Origin of the sequence: Sulfitobacter sp. F26169L, from assembly GCF_026410285.1 — a bacterium.
Classification (GTDB): domain Bacteria; phylum Pseudomonadota; class Alphaproteobacteria; order Rhodobacterales; family Rhodobacteraceae; genus Sulfitobacter.
The window spans coordinates 502,847-526,313 of record NZ_JAPMLP010000001.1 but is presented as its reverse complement, the minus strand read 5'-3'; the positions used below and the strand labels follow the sequence as shown (position 1 = coordinate 526,313).

24 protein-coding genes are annotated in these 23,467 nt (G+C 57.7%); 13 read left to right on the top strand and 11 right to left on the bottom strand.

All coding sequences use genetic code 11. The annotated features are described in order from the left end of the window. Positions 1-76 precede the first annotated feature (76 nt). The 3 genes from OS189_RS02480 to OS189_RS02470 form a co-directional block, all read right to left on the bottom strand. On the bottom strand, positions 77-562 hold the full coding sequence (locus tag OS189_RS02480; RefSeq protein ID WP_267165694.1) for a (2Fe-2S)-binding protein: 486 nt from the start codon (positions 560-562) through the stop codon (positions 77-79). A gap of 104 nt (positions 563-666) precedes the next feature. After that, the gene (locus tag OS189_RS02475; protein ID WP_267165693.1) at positions 667-1,659 is read right to left on the bottom strand and encodes a molybdopterin-binding protein; all 993 of its coding nucleotides are present in this window, start codon (positions 1,657-1,659) and stop codon (positions 667-669) included. Then, positions 1,656-2,624 carry an XdhC family protein gene (locus tag OS189_RS02470; protein WP_267165692.1) on the bottom strand — a complete coding sequence of 323 codons (969 nt, stop codon included), beginning with the start codon at positions 2,622-2,624 and terminating at the stop codon, positions 1,656-1,658. Before OS189_RS02470 ends, OS189_RS02475 begins: the two co-directional genes overlap by 4 nt. 152 nt (positions 2,625-2,776) lie before the next feature. Between OS189_RS02470 and OS189_RS02465 the strand changes: the two genes are divergently transcribed. Together OS189_RS02465 and grxD are read left to right on the top strand one after the other, a co-directional pair. After that, on the top strand, positions 2,777-3,013 hold the full coding sequence (locus OS189_RS02465; RefSeq protein WP_267165691.1) for a BolA family protein: 237 nt from the start codon (positions 2,777-2,779) through the stop codon (positions 3,011-3,013). A gap of 141 nt (positions 3,014-3,154) precedes the next feature. Further along, complete coding sequence (gene grxD, locus OS189_RS02460) at positions 3,155-3,517, top strand: Grx4 family monothiol glutaredoxin (RefSeq protein ID WP_267165690.1); 363 nt, start codon at positions 3,155-3,157, stop codon at positions 3,515-3,517. 87 nt (positions 3,518-3,604) lie between these two features. Here grxD and OS189_RS02455 read toward each other — a convergent pair whose 3' ends face one another. Then, a complete protein-coding gene (locus OS189_RS02455; protein WP_267165689.1) occupies positions 3,605-3,802 on the bottom strand; it encodes a hypothetical protein in 198 nt (65 codons plus the stop codon). Positions 3,803-3,954: 152 nt separating this feature from the next. Between OS189_RS02455 and OS189_RS02450 the strand changes: the two genes are divergently transcribed. Together OS189_RS02450 and OS189_RS02445 are read left to right on the top strand one after the other, a co-directional pair. Next, entirely contained in the window at positions 3,955-4,842 is an 888-nt protein-coding gene (locus OS189_RS02450; RefSeq protein WP_267165688.1) for a LysR family transcriptional regulator, read from the top strand. A gap of 175 nt (positions 4,843-5,017) precedes the next feature. After that, a complete protein-coding gene (locus tag OS189_RS02445; RefSeq protein ID WP_267165687.1) occupies positions 5,018-5,872 on the top strand; it encodes a DUF481 domain-containing protein in 855 nt (284 codons plus the stop codon). Positions 5,873-5,984: 112 nt separating this feature from the next. Here OS189_RS02445 and OS189_RS02440 read toward each other — a convergent pair whose 3' ends face one another. Together OS189_RS02440 and OS189_RS02435 are read right to left on the bottom strand one after the other, a co-directional pair. Further along, positions 5,985-6,377 (bottom strand): cell division protein ZapA, encoded by a 393-nt coding sequence (locus OS189_RS02440; RefSeq protein ID WP_267165686.1) that lies wholly within the window; start codon positions 6,375-6,377, stop codon positions 5,985-5,987. Continuing rightward, positions 6,377-6,868 (bottom strand): hypothetical protein, encoded by a 492-nt coding sequence (locus tag OS189_RS02435; RefSeq protein ID WP_267165685.1) that lies wholly within the window; start codon positions 6,866-6,868, stop codon positions 6,377-6,379. The genes OS189_RS02440 and OS189_RS02435 overlap by 1 nt, the downstream gene beginning before the upstream one ends. Positions 6,869-7,109: 241 nt before the next feature. On the opposite strand from OS189_RS02435, the gene tkt reads away from it, so the two are divergent. Next, complete coding sequence (gene tkt, locus OS189_RS02430; RefSeq protein WP_267165684.1) at positions 7,110-9,125, top strand: transketolase; 2,016 nt, start codon at positions 7,110-7,112, stop codon at positions 9,123-9,125. Between the two features lie 296 nt (positions 9,126-9,421). Continuing rightward, a complete protein-coding gene (locus tag OS189_RS02425) occupies positions 9,422-9,598 on the top strand; it encodes a hypothetical protein (protein ID WP_267165683.1) in 177 nt (58 codons plus the stop codon). A gap of 68 nt (positions 9,599-9,666) precedes the next feature. On the opposite strand, the gene OS189_RS02420 is transcribed toward OS189_RS02425, so the two are convergent. Beyond that, the gene (locus OS189_RS02420; protein ID WP_267165682.1) at positions 9,667-10,638 is read right to left on the bottom strand and encodes a DUF808 domain-containing protein; all 972 of its coding nucleotides are present in this window, start codon (positions 10,636-10,638) and stop codon (positions 9,667-9,669) included. 188 nt (positions 10,639-10,826) lie between these two features. Here OS189_RS02420 and gap point away from each other — a divergent pair, with 188 nt between their 5' ends. Then, positions 10,827-11,828 carry a type I glyceraldehyde-3-phosphate dehydrogenase gene (gene gap / locus OS189_RS02415; protein WP_267165681.1) on the top strand — a complete coding sequence of 334 codons (1,002 nt, stop codon included), beginning with the start codon at positions 10,827-10,829 and terminating at the stop codon, positions 11,826-11,828. A gap of 58 nt (positions 11,829-11,886) precedes the next feature. Then, positions 11,887-12,030, top strand: coding sequence for a hypothetical protein (locus tag OS189_RS02410; protein ID WP_267165680.1), 144 nt, complete (start codon positions 11,887-11,889; stop codon positions 12,028-12,030). Between the two features lie 281 nt (positions 12,031-12,311). Here OS189_RS02410 and coaD read toward each other — a convergent pair whose 3' ends face one another. The 3 genes from coaD to OS189_RS02395 form a co-directional block, all read right to left on the bottom strand. After that, positions 12,312-12,803 carry a pantetheine-phosphate adenylyltransferase gene (gene coaD / locus OS189_RS02405; protein ID WP_267165679.1) on the bottom strand — a complete coding sequence of 164 codons (492 nt, stop codon included), beginning with the start codon at positions 12,801-12,803 and terminating at the stop codon, positions 12,312-12,314. A 74-nt stretch (positions 12,804-12,877) separates the two neighbouring features. Then, positions 12,878-13,312, bottom strand: a complete 435-nt coding sequence (locus tag OS189_RS02400) for a CBS domain-containing protein (RefSeq protein ID WP_267165678.1) — start codon at positions 13,310-13,312, stop codon at positions 12,878-12,880. A gap of 35 nt (positions 13,313-13,347) precedes the next feature. Next, positions 13,348-14,304: a LysR family transcriptional regulator gene (locus OS189_RS02395; RefSeq protein ID WP_267165677.1), complete on the bottom strand. Its 957-nt coding sequence runs from the start codon at positions 14,302-14,304 to the stop codon at positions 13,348-13,350. Positions 14,305-14,423: 119 nt separating this feature from the next. On the opposite strand from OS189_RS02395, the gene OS189_RS02390 reads away from it, so the two are divergent. The 5 genes from OS189_RS02390 to OS189_RS02370 all read left to right on the top strand — a co-directional run bounded on the left by OS189_RS02390 (position 14,424) and on the right by OS189_RS02370 (position 20,527). Then, positions 14,424-15,923, top strand: a complete 1,500-nt coding sequence (locus OS189_RS02390; protein WP_267165676.1) for a CoA-acylating methylmalonate-semialdehyde dehydrogenase — start codon at positions 14,424-14,426, stop codon at positions 15,921-15,923. Between the two features lie 114 nt (positions 15,924-16,037). Next, positions 16,038-17,180 (top strand): acyl-CoA dehydrogenase family protein, encoded by a 1,143-nt coding sequence (locus OS189_RS02385; RefSeq protein WP_267165675.1) that lies wholly within the window; start codon positions 16,038-16,040, stop codon positions 17,178-17,180. 12 nt (positions 17,181-17,192) lie between these two features. Then, on the top strand, positions 17,193-18,224 hold the full coding sequence (locus OS189_RS02380) for an enoyl-CoA hydratase/isomerase family protein (protein ID WP_267165674.1): 1,032 nt from the start codon (positions 17,193-17,195) through the stop codon (positions 18,222-18,224). 12 nt (positions 18,225-18,236) lie between these two features. Continuing rightward, entirely contained in the window at positions 18,237-19,118 is an 882-nt protein-coding gene (gene mmsB / locus OS189_RS02375; RefSeq protein WP_267165673.1) for a 3-hydroxyisobutyrate dehydrogenase, read from the top strand. 71 nt (positions 19,119-19,189) lie between these two features. Continuing rightward, on the top strand, positions 19,190-20,527 hold the full coding sequence (locus tag OS189_RS02370; protein ID WP_267165672.1) for an MmgE/PrpD family protein: 1,338 nt from the start codon (positions 19,190-19,192) through the stop codon (positions 20,525-20,527). Here OS189_RS02370 and uvrA read toward each other — a convergent pair whose 3' ends face one another. After that, positions 20,528-23,401 carry an excinuclease ABC subunit UvrA gene (uvrA, locus tag OS189_RS02365; RefSeq protein WP_267165671.1) on the bottom strand — a complete coding sequence of 958 codons (2,874 nt, stop codon included), beginning with the start codon at positions 23,399-23,401 and terminating at the stop codon, positions 20,528-20,530. Positions 23,402-23,467: the final 66 nt, after the last annotated feature.

The window sequence follows — 23,467 nt, the reverse complement described above, 5'->3', positions numbered from 1 at the left end:
TCACACAGCGCATCATATTCTGTATTGCGGATCATACCGCAAAGCGCGCCGCGCGCCTCCCCGCGCGCGGCGGCGGTTATTCCGCAGCGATTGTGCTGACGTCCTGACCCGATGCCGCCATGATCGCTTTGACGATGTTATGGTAGCCGGTGCAGCGGCAGATATTGCCATCCAGATAGTGGCGCACATCAGCTTCGGTGGGTTTGGGGTTATCTTTCAGCAGCGCTGCCGCCGACATCACCATTCCCGGTGTGCAGAAACCGCATTGCAGACCGTGATGGTCCTGAAACGCCTGCTGGATTGTGTTGAGCGTGCCATCAGGCGCCGCCTGCCCCTCAATCGTGGAAACCTCTGCGCCGTCTGCCTCTACTGCCAGCATGGTGCAGGATTTCACCGCCTGGCCGTTAACGTGCACAACACAGGCACCACACTGGCTGGTGTCACAGCCGACATGGGTGCCGGTCAGTTTCAAATTCTCGCGCAGGAACTGCACCAGCAGTGTGCGCCCCTCTACCTTGCCCGATGCGGCCTTGCCGTTCACCGTCATTTTCACTTCGCTCATTCGTATCCTCCCGATCGTAATAATAGTGCGTGGTTGATTCAGAGTTAAACATGCCAAGGCCGGGTTGCGAAACAAATAATTCTGTGAGTCGGAATATGTTACATTCAACGGGGCCGTGAGCGACGTGGCTGGGGGCGTGTCGGGATCTCTTTTAGCAACCCGCCGACCCCCATCGCAGCAATATCACTTGAGGATATAGAAACGCCGCAAACCACACGCGCCAGCACCCAATCCGCGCCGTTCAGCGCAGGTGCGCGCGCGCATCCGGGCAAGCCGATGACATGAGATTCGCCCAATGTCCCCAGAAACAATAGGTTGCCCGGATCAACCGGCATACCGAACCGCGTGATCCGCCCGCCCACCGCCACAAGCGCCGCAGGGGCCACATCGTCGATATCGGAGGTTGCCGACCCGGTGAGGATCAGCACCAAAGGCGTACGCGCAGCGGCAATAGCATCCTGCAACGCAGTTTCGGTATGCGCAACCGTCACGACAGCCTCTAGCGTGACATCAAGCGCGGTCAGGCGATCCTCGATCGCCTTGCGCCCCTTATCACCCGCGCCGCCCTCAATTTCGGTGATGATCAGCGTTGCGGCATTCAGCGCAGGGGCGGCAAGGCTGATGGCGCCGCGCGCCTTGTCGGCGGCCTGATCAAGGGCGGATCGGGGCACAGCGTAAGATATGATCTTGATCGTCGCGACCATATCACCGGCGCGCAACTGGTGATGAGGCGGCACTGTGGCAACTGTGATCATCGGATCGGCAGCGTTGGCAGCGTGCAGCGCGACCACATCCAGCATGGCCACGCCAGCGCCATCTGCAATCAGGTTAACCCTTCCGGTAAATGCCTTGCTACGGCGGAGCCCCGTGCTGCCCTCCAGCAGCGCGTCGGCCAGCGCATCCGCGGCGTCATCTTCCGGCACATCGTTCGGCTCCAGCGTGGCGACGACAACCTCGGCAATCCCCGCATCCTTCAGCGCTGCGAGATCCTCTGCCGCCAGTACCTTGCCTTTGCGCAATCGCCCTTTGGCCAGCGCAACGGAATGGGCCAGCACGCTGCCCTGCGCGAAATGCGTGGGGACAGAACCGAACTTCATGGTGTGCGCAACGTGGCGATCATCTGCGCAAGGATTGAAACCGCAATTTCCGCCGGGCCGGATGCGCCGATGTCCAGTCCCACGGGGCCATTGATCCGCGCAATGGTATGCGGATCGAACCCCGCTTCCGACAGGCGTTCGACCCGCGCGGCATGGGTGCGCTTTGACCCCAGCGCGCCGATGTAAAACGCGCCCGAACGCAGGGCTATATGGAGCGCGGGATCGTCAAGCTTGGGATCATGGGTCAGCAGCACAACTGCCGTGCGCGCATCAATGCCGACTGCCTCCAGCGCGGCATCGGGCCAATCATTTATCAGCCGCGCATCGGGAAAGCGCGCAGGCGATCCAAATGCCTCTCGCGGATCAATTACAACCGGATCGAATCCCGCGATCTGCGCCATCGGCACCAAAGCCTGTGCAATATGCACTGCCCCGACCACAGCCAACCGCAAGGGCGGGTTGTGAATAGCGATAAATGTGTGCCCGTCTTCACCCAGACCGGAACGGTCCTTGCGAAAACGCTCTTCGTAGCCGCTGGTGGCAAGAGCGCGCCGCGACCCGTTTAGCGTAACCTCATAGGCGACCGGTGTGCGGTCGGCGCGCAGGTCAACCAGTATACGCAGCATTTCTTCACCCATGCCACCTTCGCCAACAGGTTCCACCAGCACGCGGATGTTGCCGCCACAGGCAAGGCCTACGGCAAAAGCATCACCGTCACTAACACCATACTCCAGCAGCTTGCATTCGCGATCGTCCAGCGCCTCCAGCGCCTCGACAACCACTGCGCCCTCGACGCAGCCCCCCGAAACAGAGCCTTCCATCTCGCCTGCGTCCGAAACCACCATTTGCGCCCCCACACGGCGCGGCGCAGAACCCCATGTCTCGATTACGGTGGCGATTGCCACACGTTTGCCAGCCTCTATCCAGGCAAGTGCCTGTTCGGGTGCGCCTGTTACGGGTTGCATTTCTGTGTCCTCCTGAGCGGTGGAATATCATGGGGGTATACCTGCCCAGCGTGTGACAAACTGCGCAACAGTGCAAGGTGACATTCTGCTCCCTTGCACGCGGGGCCTGCCCCTACTACATCTAGAGTGACACAGCGAAAAGGAAGACCGCCATGCCCATGCAAGCCAGTGAAATCGAAGACCTCTTGCGCAGCAGCTTTCCAAATGCGCAGATCGTCGTCGAAGGCAATGACGGCGTGCATATGGCAGCAATGGTGGTCGACGAAAGCTTTCGCGGCAAAAACCGCGTGCAACAACAGCGCGCGGTCTACGCCGCGCTTAAAGGCAAGATGGATGGCCCCGACGGCGATCTGCACGCACTTGCCCTCACAACAAAGGTACCGGAATGATGATGATACTCTTTACAGCCCTTGCAGCAATCAGCCTTGCAGCCGTAGCACACATCGCATCGACCCCGAAAAAGCAGCCCGCCCTGGCCCCCAAACATTCTGCAAGGCCGAACCGTTCGGCCAAACCGTAAGGAAACACACATGAGCGACGCGAATACCAAGATCAAAGACACCGTAACATCCAACGATGTGGTTCTGTTTATGAAGGGCACCAAGGAGATGCCGCAGTGCGGATTTTCTTCGCGTGTTGCCGGTGTGCTGAATTACATGAACATTAATTACGCCGACGTAAATGTGCTGGCCGACGAGGATATCCGTCAGGGCATCAAGGATTATTCCGACTGGCCGACCATCCCGCAGTTGTATGTGAAAGGTGAATTTGTCGGTGGTTGCGATATCGTCACCGAAATGATGCTGTCGGGCGAGTTGGACACATTGTTTGAAGAAAACGGTGTCGCCTATGATCAGGCCGCCGCAGATAAAATCCGCGAAGCAAACGCATAAATCACCTGCCCCGCGGCGGGATCCATCAGAAAATGCAAAAGCGCGCCCCGTTTCGGAGGCGCGCTTTTTCGTTCGGGAATATGGTGATTACTCGGTGCCGCGCGCGGCTTTCACACCTTTGACGGCCAGTTTACCTGCACCGATGGTGCCTTTCACGGCTGTCTTCGCCACAAAACCTGTGGTGCTGACGGTGTTGTCGACAACCTGCTCTGTTGTGCAGGCAGAGGCGGCAACCAGCGCGCCCATCAGGGAGACGATCATCATCATTTTGCGGGTATTAAACATCTTTTTATCCTTTCAACGCGGCAGCGCCGTTTAGAGTGAACCGCAACCGGCGGTCAGTCCGGCCTTGCTGAAACTGATGTAGCGGCTATCCAAAGAATAGAAAAACGAATAGTATTGATGGTTGAAGCGGGATTTACTTATGGATAGGCCACATGGACATCACTCTGATCAAGACCTTTATGGAAGTTGCCAATACCGGATCGTTTGTGGCGGCCTGTGACCGCCTGTACGTAACGCAATCCGCTGTCAGCCTGCGCATTCAGCGCCTAGAGGACAGTCTGGGCCACCCGTTGTTCACCCGATCCAAAGCAGGGGCCGTCCTGACACCCACAGGCGAGCAGTTCGAGCGCTATGCCCTCAGTCTGCTAAAGATATGGGAAGAAGCGCGCCAGCAAATTGCGATTCCCGAAGGGTATACCCGCACCCTCACAATCGGCGGGCAGTATTCACTTTGGCCGCGCCTGGGGTTTCGCTGGCTGGACGAATTACAGATGGCCATGCCCGAACTGAGCCTGCGGACAGAATTGGGTATGCCCGACCGGATTATGCGGCTTTTGATAGAAGGTGTGGTGCAGGTCGCGCTTGTCTATACACCGCAACTGCGCCCCGGTCTGATCGTCGAGCGGGCGCTTGAGGACGAACTGGTGATGGTCGCCTCTTATCCCGATGCAAGTGTGTCGGAGCCTGACGATTATGTATTTGTCGAATGGGGGCCGGAATTTACCCACGCGCACGCGCTGTCCCTGCCCCATCTGACCAATTCGGGCCTGACACTTGGGCTTGGCGCGCTGGCGGCTGATTATATCATGTACCGGCGCGCCAAAGCGTACCTGCCAGCGCGTTCTGTCAAACGCCGGATGGATGCGGGAAACTTGCATCTTGTGGCAGACGCGCCACGGTTTGCCTATCCGTCATGGGTGGTGTGGCGTGATGATCTAGAGGACGATCTGGCAGAGGTAGCACGCAAAACATTGCTAAAAGTGGTGCAAGACGCTGAAAACGATATGGAATATCTGATTGATCAGATCGAGGAGATGTAACGACATCACCCTGTCCGGTGTACCGGAATTTCAAATTCAAAATACTCGTTTTATCTATAATTTATTCGAATTTCACTCATGACATTCCCTGAATTACACATGGTCCCAGCAGAGATGCTCCCGATCTTCAGCACAGTGTTGATAGACGGAATAGCTCCTCGGAAGGGGATAACCCATGAACACATTGATGAAATTCGCCACTGTATCCGCACTGGCACTTATGGTTGCTGCACCTGCAATGGCGCAAAACCGCATCACCGGCGTAACTGCCCTGAACGACCAGATCGACGACATCACCGACGATGTGAACGAAGATATTGCACGTGGCGCCGACGACGACCGTTTTGGCCCCAATGGCGTTGCACAAGGCTGGAAAGGCTCGTTCGCGCTGTCCGCGTCCGGTACATCGGGCAATACAGACAATGGCGAAGTGTCCGGCGCGGGCCGTCTGACATACGGCATCGGCGACTGGAACCACCTGATCGGTTTCGCGGTTGAATACGGTGAAGCAAACGGCATCAAATCCGAAGAGAAATTCTTTGCGACTTACGAAGCCAGCCGCTATTTTACACCTGAATTCTACGGCTTTGCAGTTGGTCGTTTTCAGTATGACGGCTACCTGACCGATTCTGCCAACAATGCAATCGACGGAGAAGAAACAAACGCATTCCTCGGCTTTGGTCCTGGTTACCGCATCCTGAACAAGCCAAACCAGACATGGCGCGTACAGGCAGGCCCCGGCGCACGTTACTTCAAAGACGTGAACGGGAATTCGGAAACCGAAGTTGGTCTGATCGCTTCGTCACGCTACTTCTATGCGATCAACGATGTGATGTCGTTCACAATGGACACCGATATTTTGGGGTCTGACGTAAACACACTGGTGTCCAACGACGCGGGCATCAACTATAAACTGTCCAACAACCTGTCCACCCGCGTCAGCTACCGGACAGACTATAACACCGATCCGGTCGCCGGCCAGAAATCTACAGACAACACATTGGGTGTCTCACTGGTTCTCGGCTTCTAAGCGACCGGAAAAGCAAAGCCCCTTCCGGCCACTTGTGGCCTCGTGAAGCCGGAAGGGGAACCAGATCGGGAGGACGGGGAATTCCGTCCTCCCTTTTTATTTGCAGGTCGGGCTAGCCGCCTACCTTATCGTCAACTTCGGCGGCCAGCGCCTCGGCGCGCGCGGCGATCTCGGCAAGTGTGTCGGTTACCGACTGGGGCACCACAGGTACTTCGATCCGTTCGGGCTCTATCACGACATTGCGCAGGCCTTCCAGCTCGGCCTCCCGCTCGGCCAGCTCCGCGCGCAGCTCTGCCATCTTGTCCTCAACGCTTGCGGTTTTGTCCGCCAGCATCAGGCCCGCCATCAACAACATCCGCGCCTCGGGCATCCGCCCGACTGCGTCGTTCAAAACCTGAGCTTCATCATCCAGCATCTTGGCGGCAGCGTGCAGATAGCTTTCCTCGCCCTCCTGACAGGCCACATCGAAGTGGCGTCCGCCGATCGATATCTTCGTCTCCGGCATTATGCGTCCTCCTGCGGGGTGCTGTGGCTTGCGGCGCTGTCCACAAGCGGCTGCAAGCTGGCCAGAATGACCGAGGCTTCGGCAACGTCGGCCGCGCGTGCGGCACGCAGGGCCTCAAGCTCCGCCATCATCGCCTTGTTGATCAGATGCGGATCGCCCACACCTTCGCTGTTGGCGGCACGCAGGGCGGCGCAGGCTTCGCTGAGCTGGGCATTGGCGCGGCGCACGCGCTGCAATTCTACATCCAGCTGGGCCATTCGCGCTTCGCCCTCGTCCACCTGCGCGCGCAGCGTGGCAAGCTCGCTTTCGAACTTGGTGCGCAGGCTGCGCACACGTTCCTGCAACTGAGCGTTTGCGATGCGTTCATCTTCCAGCAGGCGCAGGGTTTCTTCATCAGGGCCACTTGACGCGGCTCCCAGTTTATCCAGCCCGAACGCGACCTGATCCATCGCCGCCGTGATCCGGCGCTGCAATTCTACAATATCGCTCATATGCCCCTCTTGGTTACTCATCTGCGTACCGACCTTTACTTGTTGCGAATCGGTTTACGCATAATATTGCTGCAATCCTACCCAAAGCCGCAATAAAATGCTGCCCCCCTTTCAGATCAGCGACTTGGCGCGCAAACTTGATGCCCCGCATGAACATTGCACCGCCGCCCCCGCGCTTGATCTTTCGCCCTGCCCTGATATGCAGCGAAAAACGCACCCTTTTGCATAGGAGTCCCTGCGCGTGGATCTCAAAGCTCTTCAATCCGCCAATCCCGATCACTGGTCCAAGGCCACCGCCATTCGTGCGCTGACGCTTGATGCTGTCGCCGAGGCCAACTCGGGCCATTCCGGTATGCCCATCGGCATGGCCGATGTCGCCACGGTATTGTTTCAGAACCACTTGAAATTCGACGCGGCAAACCCGCTGTGGCCTGATCGTGACCGATTTATCCTGTCGGCGGGTCACGGCTCCATGTTGCTGTATTCGCTGCTGCACCTTGTGGGCGATACGCAGTTCCCGATTGAAGAAATCAGGAACTTCCGCCAGATGGGCGCGCGCACGGCGGGCCACCCTGAGAACTTCCTTGCCGATGCGATTGAAACAACAACCGGACCGCTGGGTCAGGGCATCGCCAATTCTGTCGGCTTTGCCATGGCCGAAGAAATCCAGCGCGCGACCTACGGCGAAAAGGTTGTGGATCACTACACCTATGTGATCGCGGGTGACGGCTGCCTGATGGAAGGTATCAGCCAAGAGGCAATCACCCTTGCGGGGCGTCACAAACTCTCAAAACTGGTTGTGATGTGGGACAATAACAACATCACCATCGACGGCCCAGTCACCCTGTCGGATAATTCCGATCAGGTTGCGCGATTCATCGCCGCGGGCTGGGATGTGCAGGAAATCGACGGTCACAACCCCGACGAGATTGACGCCGCCCTGACCGCGGCGCGTAAAACGAACACGCCCAGCATGATTGCCTGCAAGACGCATATCGCCTTGGGCCACGCTGCGCAGGACACCTCAAAAGGCCACGGCGCGCTGACGGACCCCGAGCAGATGGTTGCCGCAAAAGAGGCATGGGGCTGGACCGCCGGACCGTTCGAAATCCCTGCCGAGATCAAATCCGCCTGGGAAACCATCGGTTCACGCGGTGCGGATACGCGCCGCGAATGGGAAGAGCGTTTTGACAAGATGCCCCGCGCCAAGCGCGAGACATTCAACCGCGCATTGGCAGGCGAAGCCCCCAAAAAACTGAGCGCGACGATCAAGGCGTTCAAAAAGCAGGCCTCCGAAGCGGCGGCAAAGATGGCGACGCGGTCATCCTCCGAAAAAGTGCTGGAAGTGATTAACCCGATCATGCCCGAAACTGTTGGCGGCTCTGCTGATCTGACTGGATCGAACAACACCAAGACCGCCGATCTGGGTGTATTCGACATCGACAGCCGCGATGGCCGCTATGTCTATTGGGGTATCCGCGAGCACGGCATGGCATCCGCGATGAACGGCATGGCGCTGCATGGTGGCGTGCGCCCCTACTCCGGCACATTCATGTGTTTCACTGATTACGCCCGTCCTGCGATGCGTCTGTCGGCGTTGATGCAGGTGCCCGTTGTCTATGTGATGACCCATGACAGCATCGGTCTGGGCGAAGACGGCCCGACCCACCAGCCGGTTGAACATCTGGCAATCAGCCGCGCGACACCAAACACGCTGGTGTTCCGCCCTGCCGATACGATTGAGACAGCCGAGGCATGGGAAATTGCGCTGACACAGGAAAGCACCCCATCGGTTCTGTCGCTGACCCGTCAGGGCCTGCCGACCGTGCGCACCGAGCACAAGACCAAGAACCTCACCGCGCAGGGCGCCTACACGCTGGCCGATGCAGAAGGCAAACGTCAGGTGATCCTAATCGCGTCCGGCTCCGAAGTCTCAGTCGCGATGGACGCGCGCGATCTGTTGCAGGCCGAAGGCATCGGCACCCGCGTCGTCTCCATGCCCTGTATGGAATTGTTTGCACAACAGGACGAGGCCTATCGCAAGCGCGTCCTGCCCGGTGGGGCGGTCCGTGTCGGCGTCGAGGCCGGTGTACGCCAGGGCTGGGACCAGTGGTTACTGGGCGAGCGTGGCAAATGGGGGAAGGCCGACTTCGTCGGCATGGACAGCTTTGGCGCCTCCGCCCCTGCGGAAGAGCTGTTCATAAAATTTGGCATCACTGCCGAAAATGTGGCACAAAAGGCGAAAGCGCTCCTGTAAATCAGGGCTATTTCTCGAAAATGCGGCGGTACCACGGAAGTGGTGCCGCCGTTGTTGTTTCCGGACCAGAAACAGTTTGATCCCAAACCCTAGCGAAATTGTGCCAGTTTCGCCACATTTGCGGCGATGTTCCGCCACAACACGCCGCTAAAACAGGCAAGGCTTGCTAGTTAAACGAAGTCGTTTATTCGTTAACAAAATACAACTTTAACGATAAATTATCATTTTGTTAACTATTTGAGCAGATGGTGTAAGGTACTGAAACAAGACGCGGAGTAACCGAATTGGCTTATTTGATGACAGCAGTAATGACCGGTGGCGCGGCCGCGATCCTGTCGCTTTTCGCAGGTGATACTTGGGGTCAAATCATCCTTAACTACGCTATTTATGGCCATCTTGGCATGGGCGGCCTTGCTGTGGCTTCCATGGCAGCGAACAAGTTCGACAATCGTACAGACAATGAAGAAGGATAAGCGGCAGGATCACCTGCCGCCGTATCCCTGTTGACTACGCAGTTATAGCGAACTTGCGCTGATCCTTATCAGCCTTTTTTCGATGCCACCTTACGCCAGATCGGCGTCACAATCTTTTCACCCAGCGGTATCAACATCAGGCCGAGAATTAGGCCCAGAACACCATCAATACCCGCTGTCACAATCCACTCTATCAAGCTTGTCCAGCTTTCGGATACCTGATGTCCGACCGCGCTGGCGATGTCATGGATTTTATGCGCAGGCCATGGCACGCCGATCTGCTCAAGGCCGTGAATAATGATCGATCCGCCAACCCACAGCATCGCCGCGGTCCCCACAATGGTCAGCAGTCGTAAAAATCCGGGCATTGCCTTGACCAGACCGCGCCCCATCGCGCGGGTCGCCGAAAAGCGTCCGCCGTTGGCCATCGCCAGCCCCACATCATCCATTTTAACAATCAGCGCGACAGAGCCGTAAACAACCGCGGTAATGATGATCGCCACCCCGGCCAGTGTGGCCGCTTCCATCCAGAAGCCGCTTTCGGGAATAGCCGCCAGCGCGATTGTCATAATCTCGGCGGACAGAATGAAATCGGTTTTGATCGCACCTTTGGCCTTCTCCTCCTCCAGTCGGGCAGGATCGGCAATGGTCTGTTCTTTCTTCGGGTGATCCTCGTGGCCATGGCTCCAGCCTAGAACATGGGCCACCTTTTCGGCCCCCTCGAAACACAGATAAGCCCCGCCCAGCATCAGCAAAGGCGCAATTGCCCAAGGCGCAAACGCCGACAGCGCAAGCCCTGCGGGCAATAAAAACAACAGCTTGTTGCGCAAACTGCCTTTGGTAATGCGCCAGATGATCGGCAATTCGCGGCTGGCTTCGAAACCGTGGACATATTTCGGCGTGACCGCCGCATCGTCAATCACTGCACCCGCCGCTTTGGCCGATGCCTTGGTGGCCTGCCCGATGACATCATCCACAGAGGCAGCCGCCACTTTTGCAATGGCCGCAACATCGTCAAACAGGGCAATCAATCCGCTCATCTATCCACTCCGAAAAATTGTTACTTTACAGCTAGTACAGGTTTGCGTGATTGCCAATGCACAGGCGCTGTTATCGCTAACCCCCAACTTTAACGCTAACATGCCATCAACGGGCGGCATTGGCTCTGGTCCAACATGGCCGCGCGGGTCTATAGCAAGCACAATCAGACCCCCAAAAGGAGCCTACCATGACCATCAAAGTCGGGATCAACGGTTTTGGCCGTATCGGCCGCTGCACCCTGTCACACATCGCACAGACCGCGCGTGAAGACATCCAAGTGATCAAACTGAACGCAACCGGCCCGATCGAAACAGCCGCGCATATGTTGAAATATGATTCCGTACATGGCCGGTTCCCGAATCCGGTGACGATTGGTGAGGGGACTCTTAATCTGGGCCAGAACGATATCGAAGTCATGTCGACCTACAACCTGGAAGAGCTTGACTGGTCCGGATGTGATGTTGTGCTGGAATGTACGGGCAAGTTCAACGATGGCGACAAGGCGCGCACCCACATCGAACGCGGCGCAAAGAAAGTGCTGCTGTCGGCACCGGGCAAAAACGTGGACCGCACGATCGTCTTTGGCGTGAATGACGACCAGCTGCTTGCCAGCGACCACATGGTGTCCAACGGCTCTTGCACCACAAACTGTCTTGCACCACTAGCGAAGGTAATGAATGACGCCGTGGGCATCGAAAGCGGCATTATGACCACGATCCACAGCTATACCGGCGACCAGCCCACGCTGGACCGCCGCCACAAGGATTTGTACCGCGCGCGCGCTGCTGCAATGGCGATCATCCCGACATCGACAGGCGCTGCAAAAGCACTGGGCGAAGTTCTGCCAGAGCTTAAGGGCAAACTGGACGGCACTGCGATGCGCGTCCCTACTCCGAACGTCAGCGCGGTTGACCTGACCTTCACTGCTTCGCGCGATGTCACTGTGGAAGAGATCAATCAGGCCGCCAAAACCGCCGCCGAAGGTCATATGAAGCGCGTGTTGGCGTATGATCCTGAAAAGAAAGTCTCGATTGATTTCAATCATACCGATGAAAGCTGCATCTTTGCGCCCGACCAGACCATCGTTGTGGGTGGTCGCACGGTGCGCGTGCTGGCGTGGTATGATAATGAATGGGCGTTCTCCGTGCGCATGGCCGATGTGGCTGCTGCAATGGGAAAGCTCGGCTAAACCTTGTCGCAAACTGTTGCCTGCCCTAGAAGGGGCAGGCAATTACAAGAGGCGCAATATGACAAACCGGATCGCTCTGGTACTCGGGTTTCTGATCGTTGGCGCCATCGTGATAGATTACGTCTATTACGGCACCGAACATATGTTATTTCTGGCCAAGAAAATGACTGACCTGATCGAATGGTTGGCCTTCTGGCGGTAAAGCGTGCGCGCTGCGCAAATCCGAATGTCCGAATGCACGCCGACATGACAACCCAGGATTCGCCGGATCGGGCCTGCCCGCGCCGTGCGCATCAGGCGTAACCGCCGTAAAAACCAGGCGCGTCATGCGTCGATCCCGCGCAAACCTGCCAAGATGCACCTACAACCGCACGTGATCTGTAGACAGCCGCAAGAGTGCGCGTTTTGTCATTGTACTGAACGAATTGAGAAGATCAGACCGGACGCCGGATAAGCCACTGCACCGGCGCGCGCCTGACACCGCTATTTGAACCGCGCGATAAGCTCGGAATTAACCCGTGGCGTGACAAACTTACTGACATCGCCGTGCAGCCGCGCGATCTCTTTTACAAGCTTGCTGGCAATCGCCTGATGCTGCGCGTCAGCCATCATGAACACCGTCTCCACCTCACTGTCGAGCTGGCGGTTCATGCCCACCATCTGGTATTCATATTCAAAATCTGCAACGGCCCGCAGGCCCCGCACAATGATTCCCGCCCCGACATCGCGCGCGCAATCAATCAGCAGGTTTTCAAACGGATGCACCACAATCTGAACGCCTGTCTCACGCGAAAGCGATGCGCACTCCTCCTCGATTAGGGCAACCCGCTCTTCCAGCGAGAACAGCGGCCCCTTGTCGCGGTTGATGGCAACCCCAATAACAAGCTTGTCCACCAGCGATGCCGCACGCCGGATAATATCAAGATGCCCCAAGGTGATGGGATCGAAAGTGCCGGGATATAGGCCAACGCGCATATGGGGCGCTCCTTGGTTTGGATGTTAACGGGAAACAAGCAACCACGCCAAGCGGCCGGATGCAAGCGATTGGATCAATGACCCCTGATCATTCCTTCCAGCGCGTCCTTTTCCATAGCCAGTTCCATCAGGCGCGCCTTTACCACATCACCCAGTGAAATCAGCCCGATCAAGGCGTCATCTTCCAGAACCGGCATATGACGGAAACGGCCTTCAGTCATTTGTTCCAGCACAGCGTCGGCGCGCATGTCACGTGTGCATGTCACCAGTTTGGAGGTCATGATGCTGCTGACCGGCTGGTCAAGGCAGGCCGCACCGGCACTGCCCAGCTGGCGCACAACGTCCCGCTCCGAAACGATCCCGTCCGGCACACGGTCATCGCGTGATATTATCAACGTACCGATGCGGCGTTCCGACAACATCTGCGCTGCCTGCGCAACTGTAATGGAGGGCAGTGCAGTCACGACACGATCATCCGCTTTGGACTTAAGGATTTGCGACACCAGCATTAATCATCCTCCCATGCTCGGGTGTAGTAGGTGTTTTATGGTCGCGCGCTCAGGGTGCCTGAGTCAATAGTCTTGCAGGCCTCCGTCATCGCCTCCAGCCGCGCAACCTCTGCGCGCAGCCCCGCAGCCATCAGATTGGCAAAACGCGCCAATCGTAAATTTCTGGCATCATCTACATGGCGGATAAGGTAAAATGCCCGCGTTAGACTGATCTGGGTGGTTAGAATACGCTGCACCCCCGCCGCAAAGGGCAGGCTGAAATCATGCACGACACCGACACCGGCGCCCTGCCGCAGCATGTTCAACTGCACCGAAACAGAGTTTGACGCCATCGCAACCCGCCCCGCCCCCAGATCAGCAAGGTAATCCAGTTCGCGGTCAAAAATCATATCGGGGATATACCCGACCATCCGGTGCTGCTTTAATTCGGCCGGATCATCCACCGGACCATGCAACGCCAGATATTCCTGCGATGCTGCCAGATGTAGGCGGTATTCCGTCACTTGCCGCACCACCAGCCGCCCCGCCGTCGGCGCGCTGACGCCGATCGCCATATCCGCCTCGCGCCGCGTCAGGTTGAAAACACGCGGCAATGCAACGATCTGGATGTCCAGCGCGGGGTTATCCCGCCCGATTGCCTCACAAACCTGCGGCAGCAAGAAATTCGCACATCCATCCGGCGCACCTAGGCGAATTTGCCCGCTCAATGTTTCGCTTTGCGCGGCATCCCCGATCGCCGCACCGCGCATCGCCTGCTCGACAGCACCGGCCCGCTCCAGCAATTGCGCACCTGCCAGCGTCAGCGAATATCCCTGCGGAGATTTTACAAACAGCGCAACCTGCATCGCCTTTTCCAACCGCGCCATCCGCCGCCCGAGCGTCGCAGGGTCAAGGCGCAACACTTTTCCCGCCCCCGATAGGCTCTGCTCGCGTGCAACAGCCAGAAACAGCCGCAGATCATCCCAGTTTTGCAAAACCGTCCTCCTCTTCATTTTCCATTTTCACCCAATCCCGCGCATACCGACAAAATTGCAAGACAGTTTTGGAAACTTGCCCCTTCCCCAAGCCTTTTTGCAAGACTAGAGTGCCAACAACCGCAAAGGAGAATTTCATGCAAGAGCTTACCCACTATATCAACGGTGAACATGTAAAAGGCACGTCAGGCCGTTTTGCAGACGTGATGAACCCCGCCACTGGCGAAGTGCAGGCAAAATGCCCACTCGCCAGCAAGGAAGAGCTTGATCAGGCCGTTGCCTATGCAGCCGCCGCGCAGCCGAAGTGGGCCGCAACCAACCCGCAGCGCCGCGCACGTGTGCTGATGAAGCTGGTCGATCTGCTGAACCGCGATATGGACAAGCTGGCCGAAGCGCTGAGCCGCGAGCACGGCAAAACCTTGCCCGACGCCGCAGGCGATGTGCAGCGCGGCCTTGAAGTTGTAGAATACTGCATCGGCGCGCCCCAGTTGCTGAAAGGTGAATTCACCGATTCCGCCGGTCCGGGCATCGATATGTACTCCATGCGCCAGCCGCTTGGTGTGACTGCGGGTATCACCCCATTCAACTTCCCCGCTATGATCCCGATGTGGATGTTCGCCCCCGCCATCGCCTGCGGCAACGCCTTCATCATGAAACCGTCCGAGCGTGACCCCTCCGTGCCGCTGATGCTGGCGGAACTGGCCGAGGAAGCGGGCCTGCCAAAGGGCATCCTGCAAATCGTGAACGGCGACAAGGAAGCGGTTGACGCGATCCTCTACAACGATGTGGTCCAGTCGGTGGGCTTTGTCGGCTCCACGCCGATCGCCGAATATATCTATGCAACCGGCTGTGCGCAGGGCAAACGCGTCCAGTGTTTCGGCGGCGCGAAAAACCACATGATCATTATGCCCGATGCCGATATGGCACAGGCTGCCGATGCGTTGGTGGGTGCTGGCTACGGCGCGGCGGGTGAACGCTGCATGGCGATTTCGGTTGCCGTCCCTGTGGGCGACGATACGGCCGACCGTCTGATCGAGGAACTGGTCCCGCGGATCGAAAAGCTGAAAGTCGGCCCCTATACCGCCGGTGCGGATGTCGATTACGGCCCCGTGGTCACAGCCGCTGCAAAAGCCAACATCGAACGTCTGGTCCAGACAGGGATCGATCAGGGTGCGAAACTGGTTGTCGACGGGCGCGATTTCAAATTGCAGGGATATGAGGACGGTTTCTTTGTCGGCCCTCACCTGTTTGACCATGCAACCAAGGATATGGACATCTACACTCAGGAAATCTTCGGCCCCGTGCTGACCTGTGTGCGTGCACAGACCTATGAAGAAGCGCTGGGTCTGGCGATGGATCACGAATACGGCAACGGCACCGCGATCTTTACCCGTGACGGCGATGCGGCGCGTGATTTCGCCAACCGCGTAAATGTTGGTATGATCGGCGTGAACGTGCCAATTCCGGTGCCGCTGGCGTATCACACCTTTGGCGGCTGGAAGAAATCCGCCTTTGGCGATCTGAACCAGCATGGACCGGATGCGTTCAAGTTTTACACACGCACCAAAACCGTGACCGCGCGCTGGCCCTCGGGCATCAAGGAAGGTGGCGAATTCTCTATCCCCGTGATGGAGTAAGCTCCCGCTTTCCCTGCAAACAGATCCAAGGGCGCGTTTTTCTGCGCGCCCTTGCAAAAATCCCGCAACAATTCCAAGCTAGTGTGCGGGTATATTCATCCGCCGGAGAACGTCATGGATTTTGCATTAAGCGAAGAACAAACAGCCATTTTCGATATGGCCTATGCTTTCGGGCAAGAGCATATCGCCCCTCACGCCCAGGCGTGGGAAAAAGCCGAAACAATTCCAAAAGAATTATGGCCGCAGATTGCCGAACTAGGCTTCGGTGGTCTTTACGTCTCCGAAGACGCTGGCGGCTCGGGGCTGTCGCGTCTTGATGCGACACTGGTGTTCGAAGCGCTGTCGATGGCCTGCCCCTCCGTGGCGGCATTTCTGTCGATCCACAATATGTGCGCCAAAATGCTCGACAGCTTTGCATCCGATGAATTGAAGGCGCGGATCATGCCTGACGTTCTGGCGATGAACACCGTGCTCAGCTATTGTCTGACCGAACCGGGATCGGGGTCGGATGCCGCCGCACTGGCCACACGCGCAGAGCGCACCAACGAAGGATACACCCTGAACGGCACCAAGGCGTTCATCTCGGGGGGTGGGTATTCAGATGCATATGTCTGCATGGTCCGCACCGCTGATGGCGGCGCATCGGGTGTGTCGACAGTTTACGTCGAAGACGGGACCAAAGGGCTCAGCTTTGGCGGTCATGAAGATAAAATGGGCTGGCGCAGCCAGCCAACGGCGGAGGTCCAGTTTGACAATTGCAACATTCCTGCCGGAAATCTGGTTGGTGAAGAGGGCAATGGTTTCAAATATGCGATGAAAGGCCTCGACGGCGGGCGTTTGAACATCGCCGCCTGTTCGCTGGGTGCAGCACAGATGGCGCTGACCAAAACGCTGGAGTATATGGGCGAGCGCAAGGCGTTCGGCAAACCCATTGACCAGTTTCAGGGCCTGCAATTCCGTCTGGCCGATATGGAGATCGAACTTGCCGCTGCGCGTGTTCTGCTGCGTCAGGCCGCATGGAAGCTGGACGAGGGTGCGCCCGATGCAACCAAGTTTTGCGCCATGGCCAAAAAGTTTGTTACCGAAACCGGCAGCCGTGTGGTTGACCAGTGCCTGCAACTGCACGGCGGCTATGGTTACCTTGCGGATTACGGCATCGAAAAGCTGGTCCGCGATCTGCGGGTACACCAGATCCTTGAGGGGACAAACGAGATCATGCGCGTCATCGTTGCGCGTGACATGCTGAAAAACCGTTAAGGGACCAGAGCAATGGGCGATATTGATATTCGCGTCACGGGCCGCGCCGGGCGCATCACACTGACACGACCCAAGGCGTTGAATTCTCTGACATATGACATGTGCCTTGCGATCGAGGCCGCGTTGGACAGCTGGCGCGATGACGATGCGGTTGCCGTGATTGTGTTGGATGCCGAAGGGGATCGTGCGTTTTGCGCCGGTGGTGACATAGCCGAACTTTATGCCACAGGCATCAAGGGCGATTATGCCTACGGTCACAAATTTTGGGCCGACGAATACCGCATGAACAACAAGATTTTCCACTACCCCAAGCCGGTGGTGTCTTTCATGCAAGGATTTACAATGGGGGGCGGTGTTGGCATCGGATGCCACGGATCGCACCGCATTGTAGGTGAAAGCACCCAGATCGCGATGCCTGAATGTGGCATCGGTCTGGTGCCGGATGTAGGCGGTTCGCTGCTGTTGGCGCTGGCCCCTGACAGGCTGGGGGAATATCTGGGGATAACCGGTGCACGCATGAATGCAGATGATGCTATTCTTGCCGGTTTTGCAGACAGTTACATCCCGCAGTCAATGTGGACAAACCTGATATCCGAAATGGAAGAAAAGGGCGATACAGACTGTATCGCGACCCGGACAGCGACACCGCCCCAAGGAACGCTGCGTGAACAGGTGGATCAGATCAATGCGTTGTTCGCCGGTGAATCGCTGGACGATATCCGGCGGCTTCTGGCGCAGGACGACAGCGCGTTCGCCGCAGCAGCGCGCAAACAGATCGACCGCAACGCGCCCCTGTCCATGGCGTGCACAATCGAGATGATACATCGCTTGCGCGGCCCTTCCCTGACCATGGAAAAGGCGCTTGATCTGGAATACCGCTTTACCTCGCGCGCGATGGAACACGGCGATTTTCTTGAGGGCGTCCGCGCCGCAATCATTGACAAAGACCGCAGCCCGAAATGGCAATACACAACCGGTGACGTGCCCACAGCGGCAGTCGCCAAAATGTTGATGCCTTTGGCTGATGGAAAATTAGACCTCTGACAGGAGACGGACATGAGCTTCAAAATCGGATTTATCGGCCTTGGTAATATGGGCGCCCCTATGGCGCATAATCTGGCCAATGCCGGCCACAGCGTGACCGGATTTGACACCGCTGGCACTACGGCACAGGGAGTTGCCGCCGCCAGCACGGTACAAGACGCCTGTGCGGAGGCCGACTTTGTCATCACCATGCTGCCCAATGGCGCGATTTTGCGCAGCGTCGCGGATGAGGTGCTGCCTGCGATGAAGAAGGGCGCGACACTGATCGACTGCTCGACCGTTGACGTTGAAAGCGCGCGCCACGTAGGGGCGCAGGCCGCCGATGCCGGTATCGGATTTGTCGATGCGCCCGTATCCGGTGGCATCGGCGGTGCCTCTGGCGGTACGTTGACGTTTATGGCCGGTGGCAGTGATGATGCCTTTGCCGCCGCCAACCCGCTGTTTGACATCATGGGGCAGAAGGCGGTTCATTGCGGCGACGCAGGCGCGGGGCAAGCAGCAAAAATCTGCAATAACATGATCTTGGGCGCGACGATGATCGCAACCTGCGAAGCATTCGCCCTGGCAGACAAGCTGGGACTGGACCGCCAGAAGATGTTCGACGTTGTCAGCACCTCCTCCGGGTACAGCTGGTCGATGAATGCCTATTGCCCCGCGCCGGGCGTCGGACCACAATCACCGGCGGACAATGATTACACGCCGGGCTTTGCAGCTGAACTGATGCTGAAAGACCTCGGGCTGAGCCAGCAAGCCGCCGAAGCGGTGGACGCGGATACGCCTATGGGCGCGCTGGCCCGCGCCCTCTATGCGCAGTTCGTCGAGGAGGAAGACGGCAAAGGCCGCGATTTCTCGGCGATGCTGCCGCGGTTTGCCGCGCGCAGTCGGAGCGCATAATGTCGTAAACGGGCATTTTTGGCGGCATGGGGCTTCTAGGGTTAAGCATAGTGTAACCCGAGGATGTCACCATGCCCCTACCCTTTGACCAGTTCGCCGCCACGCTTGACTACGACGATCTGCCGGATGATCTGCTGTGGACGTTGCGGCGGTCTTTTACCGATACGATAGGCACGGCGGCGGTGGCCTCAACCACCCAAATGGCGGATTCAGCGCGGCGCGGCGCGCTGGCCTTGTTTGGTGTTGGCAACGCTGGTGCATCGCGCATCATTCTGCATGGCGGTGTGGTAAGCCCTGCGGGAGCCGCCATGGCAGGTGCGTTCACCGTTGATGCGGTAGATGCACACGATACTACCTCCCCCTGCAAAGGGCATGCAGGCTTTGCCGTATTCCCTGCTTTGCTGGCTATCGCTGATGCGGTGAAGCGTCCGGTAACAGGAGCAGAATTTGCCGTCTGGCTCGCCATCGCTTATGAGGTCAGCTATCGCGCGGGGCTGGCGCAGCATGCCACCTGCGACGATTATCACACATCCGGCGCGTGGACGTCGACAGGGATCGCAACCGCCGTTGCGCGCGCATTGGGGCTGACGCAGCAACACATCCGCCACGCGGCAGGGATAGGCGAATATCACGGCCCCCGCAGCCAGATGATGCGCTGCATCGATCATCCGACAAATCTGCGCGACGGTGTCGGATGGGGCGCGCCATCAGGTGTAACAGCAGCCTATCTGGCGCGCGAAGGGTTCACCGGCGCGCCTGCCCTCACCTGTGAGCAAGCCCCCGCGTTTTGGGAGGATTTAGGCACGGCCTGGCGCACCGTTGAGGACACAAGTTACAAGCCCTACCCGTGTTGTCGCTGGGCGCACCCGTCTATTGATGCTGCTGCGGATCTGATGACAGAACACCGCCTGACTTCCGCTGACATTTCGGGCGTTTTGATCAAAACCTTCCACAATGCCACGCGGCTGGCGGGACACACACCCGCGACGCTGGATGAATTCAGCTATTCGATCGCCTTTCCCGTTGCTTGCATGATTGTCCGCGGCCAGATCGGCGTCACCGAATTACAGCCCGAAACACTGACGGACCCCGAAATCCTGCGGATCAGTACGGCCACACAATTGATTGACGACCCGTATTATACAAAGATTTCCGTCGGCAAACGCTGGGCGGAGGTGACGTTGACGTGTCACGACGGGCGATCATTCACATCGCTCCCCCGCTCGCCGCGCGGTGACCGTGACCAACCGCTGAGCGATTCAGATATATCGCAGAAATTCCACCTGTTCAGCGATCCGGTGCTGGGCCGCGCCCGTGCGGAAGAGATCAAAGAACTGACGGGCAAATTTGACAGCCTTGGTGCCGCCGGATTTGCCCGCCTGCTGGATCTGTGTCTTACCGCGCCGTGATTACTGCGCAGCAACCGCGCTGCGCGCCGTCAGCATAGGTTTCAGGTACTGGCCCGTATAGCTTTGGGGCACATCGGCGACCTGCTCGGGCGTACCTTTGGCCACTACCTGCCCACCGCCATCGCCACCTTCAGGGCCGATATCAATGATGTAATCCGCTGTTTTCACCACGTCGAGGTTGTGTTCAATCACAATCACCGAATTGCCCTGATCCACCAGTTCATGCAGCACTTCCAACAGCTTGCGCACATCTTCAAAGTGCAGACCCGTAGTTGGTTCATCCAGAATATACAGGGTGCGCCCGGTCGAGCGTTTGCTGAGTTCTTTCGAAAGTTTCACGCGCTGCGCTTCACCGCCGGACAGGGTTGTCGCCTGTTGACCGACCTTGATATAGCCAAGCCCGACACGCATCAGCGCATCCATTTTTTCGCGGATCGAAGGCACTGCCGTAAAGAAGGTCTGCGCATCTTCAACAGTCATATCCAGCACGTCGGCAATGCTCTTGCCCTTGAATTTGATTTCCAGCGTCTCGCGGTTATACCGCGCGCCTTTGCAGGTTTCGCATTCCACGTAGACATCGGGCAGGAAGTGCATTTCAATCTTGATCACACCGTCACCCTGACAGGCTTCGCAACGTCCGCCCTTGACGTTAAAGCTGAACCGACCGGGTTTATAACCGCGCGCTTTGGCTTCCGGCAGGCCGGCAAACCAGTCACGGATCGGGGTGAACGCCCCTGTGTAAGTCGCTGGATTCGAACGCGGAGTTCGCCCGATGGGGCGCTGGTCAATGTCGATGACCTTGTCCAGATGCTCCAACCCTTTGATAGTCTCGCAGGGTGCGGGCGTCTGGCGCGCGCCATTCAGGTTCATGGATGCGGTTTTGAACAGGGTTTCGATGGTCAGCGTTGATTTCCCGCCACCTGAAACGCCCGTCACACAGACGAATTTTGCGAGCGGAAAATCTACGGTGATGTTCTGAAGGTTGTTGCCCGTGGCTTTGACCACTTGCAGCTTCTTCTTGTTTCCCTTGCGGCGCTTTGCCGGAACCTCGATCTGGCGCACACCGGTAAGGTACTGACCTGTAATAGAATTCGGGTCTGCTGCAACTTGGTCGGGGGTGCCATGGCTGACGACCTGCCCGCCGTGCACACCCGCACCCGGACCGATATCAAAGACATAATCCGCCTCGCGGATCGCCTCTTCGTCGTGTTCAACCACGATTACGGTATTGCCCTGATCGCGCAGGTTTTTTAACGTTAGCAACAGGCGGTCATTGTCGCGCTGGTGCAGACCGATGGACGGTTCATCCAGCACATACAAAACACCCGTCAGGCCAGAGCCGATTTGGGACGCAAGACGGATGCGCTGGCTTTCGCCGCCGCTTAATGTACCACTTGAACGTGCAAGTGTAAGATACTCTAATCCAACATTATTCAGGAATCCTAGACGCTCTCTGATTTCCTTCAGAATGGCTTTTGCAATCTCGTTTTTCTGGACCGTCAACGCTTCTGGCACAGTGTTGCACCACTCGTACGCCTCGCGGATAGACATTTGCACAACCTGCCCTGCGTGAAGCAAATTGTCGGGCTTGCCGATTTTCACGGCCAATGCTTCGGGGCGCAGGCGATAGCCCTCGCAGGTGCCGCAGGCGCGGTTGTTTTGGTAGCGTTCAAACTCTTCACGAATCCAGTTGCTGTCTGTCTCGCGGTAGCGACGTTCCATATTAGGGATCACCCCCTCGAAAACACGGCTCACCTCATACACCCGTCCGCCCTCGTCATAGCGGAACTTAATCTCTTCCTTGCCGGATCCGTACAGAAAAACCTGCTGGATTTTCGGGTCAAGGTCTTTCCATTTGGCGGACTGGCTAAAGCCATAGTGCTTAGCGATTGCCTCGATCGTTTGCTTGAAATAGGGGCTTTTGCCCTTGCGCCACGGCGCCAGCGCACCGTCATAGATTTTCAGGTTCTGATCAGGCACAACAAGGCGTTCGTCAAAGAACAGCTCTTTGCCCAGACCATCACAGGTCGGGCATGCGCCGAAGGGGGCGTTGAATGAAAACAGGCGTGGCTCGATTTCGGGGATGGTAAAGCCGCTGACGGGGCAGGCAAATTTCTCCGAGAAGGTAAAACGCTCTGCCTCCCCATCACTGGGCGCGGTTTCAAGGATCGCGATACCATCGGCAAGGTCCAGTGCTGTGCGCAGGCTGTCGGCGAGCCGCGTTTCCAGCCCTTCACGCACCACAAGGCGGTCGACCACGACATCAATGTCGTGGCGGAATTTCTTATCCAGCGTGGGTGGCTCGTCCAGATCGTGGAATTCGCCGTTCACTTTTACCCGCTGAAAACCGGATTTGCGCAATTCGAGGAATTCCTTGCGGTATTCGCCCTTACGATCCCGAATGATCGGGGCCAGTAGATAGGCGCGTGTGCCTTCCTCCATCCCCATGATCCGGTCGACCATGTCCTGCACCTGCTGCGCCTCGATCGGCTTGCCGGTTGCGGGGGAATACGGCGTACCGACACGGGCAAACAGCAGACGCATATAATCGTAAATCTCGGTGACGGTGCCAACGGTCGAGCGCGGGTTTTTCGAGGTCGTCTTTTGCTCGATCGAAATCGCGGGGCTGAGGCCCGAGATGTGATCCACATCGGGTTTCTGCATCATATCAAGGAATTGGCGCGCGTAGGCGCTGAGGCTTTCGACATAGCGGCGCTGCCCTTCGGCATAGATCGTGTCAAACGCCAGCGACGATTTGCCAGAGCCGGACAGCCCCGTAATCACTACCAGTTGATCGCGCGGGATATCCACGTCGATGTTTTTCAGATTATGTTCGCGCGCGCCGCGCACTTCGATGTTCTTCAGCTCAGCCATTCCGGCACCCCCGTGGTTCCTATCGGATATAGGGGCGGTGGCGGGATTCTCCAATGCGAAAAAGTG

Bases quoted from the DNA above. Each gene is read 5' to 3' on its own strand.
- OS189_RS02480 (WP_267165694.1), bottom strand. From the start codon at position 562: ATGAGCGAAGTGAAAATGACGGTGAACGGCAAGGCCGCATCGGGCAAG.
- OS189_RS02440 (WP_267165686.1), bottom strand. From the start codon at position 6,377: ATGCCGGAGACGAAGATATCGATCGGCGGACGCCACTTCGATGTGGCC.
- gap (WP_267165681.1), top strand. From the start codon at position 10,827: ATGACCATCAAAGTCGGGATCAACGGTTTTGGCCGTATCGGCCGCTGC.
- OS189_RS02475 (WP_267165693.1), bottom strand. From the start codon at position 1,659: ATGAAGTTCGGTTCTGTCCCCACGCATTTCGCGCAGGGCAGCGTGCTG.
- OS189_RS02445 (WP_267165687.1), top strand. From the start codon at position 5,018: ATGAACACATTGATGAAATTCGCCACTGTATCCGCACTGGCACTTATG.
- OS189_RS02395 (WP_267165677.1), bottom strand. From the start codon at position 14,304: ATGAAGAGGAGGACGGTTTTGCAAAACTGGGATGATCTGCGGCTGTTT.
- OS189_RS02390 (WP_267165676.1), top strand. From the start codon at position 14,424: ATGCAAGAGCTTACCCACTATATCAACGGTGAACATGTAAAAGGCACG.
- OS189_RS02400 (WP_267165678.1), bottom strand. From the start codon at position 13,312: ATGCTGGTGTCGCAAATCCTTAAGTCCAAAGCGGATGATCGTGTCGTG.
- OS189_RS02455 (WP_267165689.1), bottom strand. From the start codon at position 3,802: ATGTTTAATACCCGCAAAATGATGATGATCGTCTCCCTGATGGGCGCG.
- mmsB (WP_267165673.1), top strand. From the start codon at position 18,237: ATGAGCTTCAAAATCGGATTTATCGGCCTTGGTAATATGGGCGCCCCT.
- OS189_RS02410 (WP_267165680.1), top strand. From the start codon at position 11,887: ATGACAAACCGGATCGCTCTGGTACTCGGGTTTCTGATCGTTGGCGCC.
- OS189_RS02425 (WP_267165683.1), top strand. From the start codon at position 9,422: ATGACAGCAGTAATGACCGGTGGCGCGGCCGCGATCCTGTCGCTTTTC.
- OS189_RS02420 (WP_267165682.1), bottom strand. From the start codon at position 10,638: ATGAGCGGATTGATTGCCCTGTTTGACGATGTTGCGGCCATTGCAAAA.
- OS189_RS02385 (WP_267165675.1), top strand. From the start codon at position 16,038: ATGGATTTTGCATTAAGCGAAGAACAAACAGCCATTTTCGATATGGCC.
- coaD (WP_267165679.1), bottom strand. From the start codon at position 12,803: ATGCGCGTTGGCCTATATCCCGGCACTTTCGATCCCATCACCTTGGGG.
- OS189_RS02380 (WP_267165674.1), top strand. From the start codon at position 17,193: ATGGGCGATATTGATATTCGCGTCACGGGCCGCGCCGGGCGCATCACA.
- OS189_RS02435 (WP_267165685.1), bottom strand. From the start codon at position 6,868: ATGAGCGATATTGTAGAATTGCAGCGCCGGATCACGGCGGCGATGGAT.
- grxD (WP_267165690.1), top strand. From the start codon at position 3,155: ATGAGCGACGCGAATACCAAGATCAAAGACACCGTAACATCCAACGAT.
- OS189_RS02465 (WP_267165691.1), top strand. From the start codon at position 2,777: ATGCCCATGCAAGCCAGTGAAATCGAAGACCTCTTGCGCAGCAGCTTT.
- OS189_RS02470 (WP_267165692.1), bottom strand. From the start codon at position 2,624: ATGCAACCCGTAACAGGCGCACCCGAACAGGCACTTGCCTGGATAGAG.
- uvrA (WP_267165671.1), bottom strand. From the start codon at position 23,401: ATGGCTGAGCTGAAGAACATCGAAGTGCGCGGCGCGCGCGAACATAAT.
- OS189_RS02450 (WP_267165688.1), top strand. From the start codon at position 3,955: ATGGACATCACTCTGATCAAGACCTTTATGGAAGTTGCCAATACCGGA.
- OS189_RS02370 (WP_267165672.1), top strand. From the start codon at position 19,190: ATGCCCCTACCCTTTGACCAGTTCGCCGCCACGCTTGACTACGACGAT.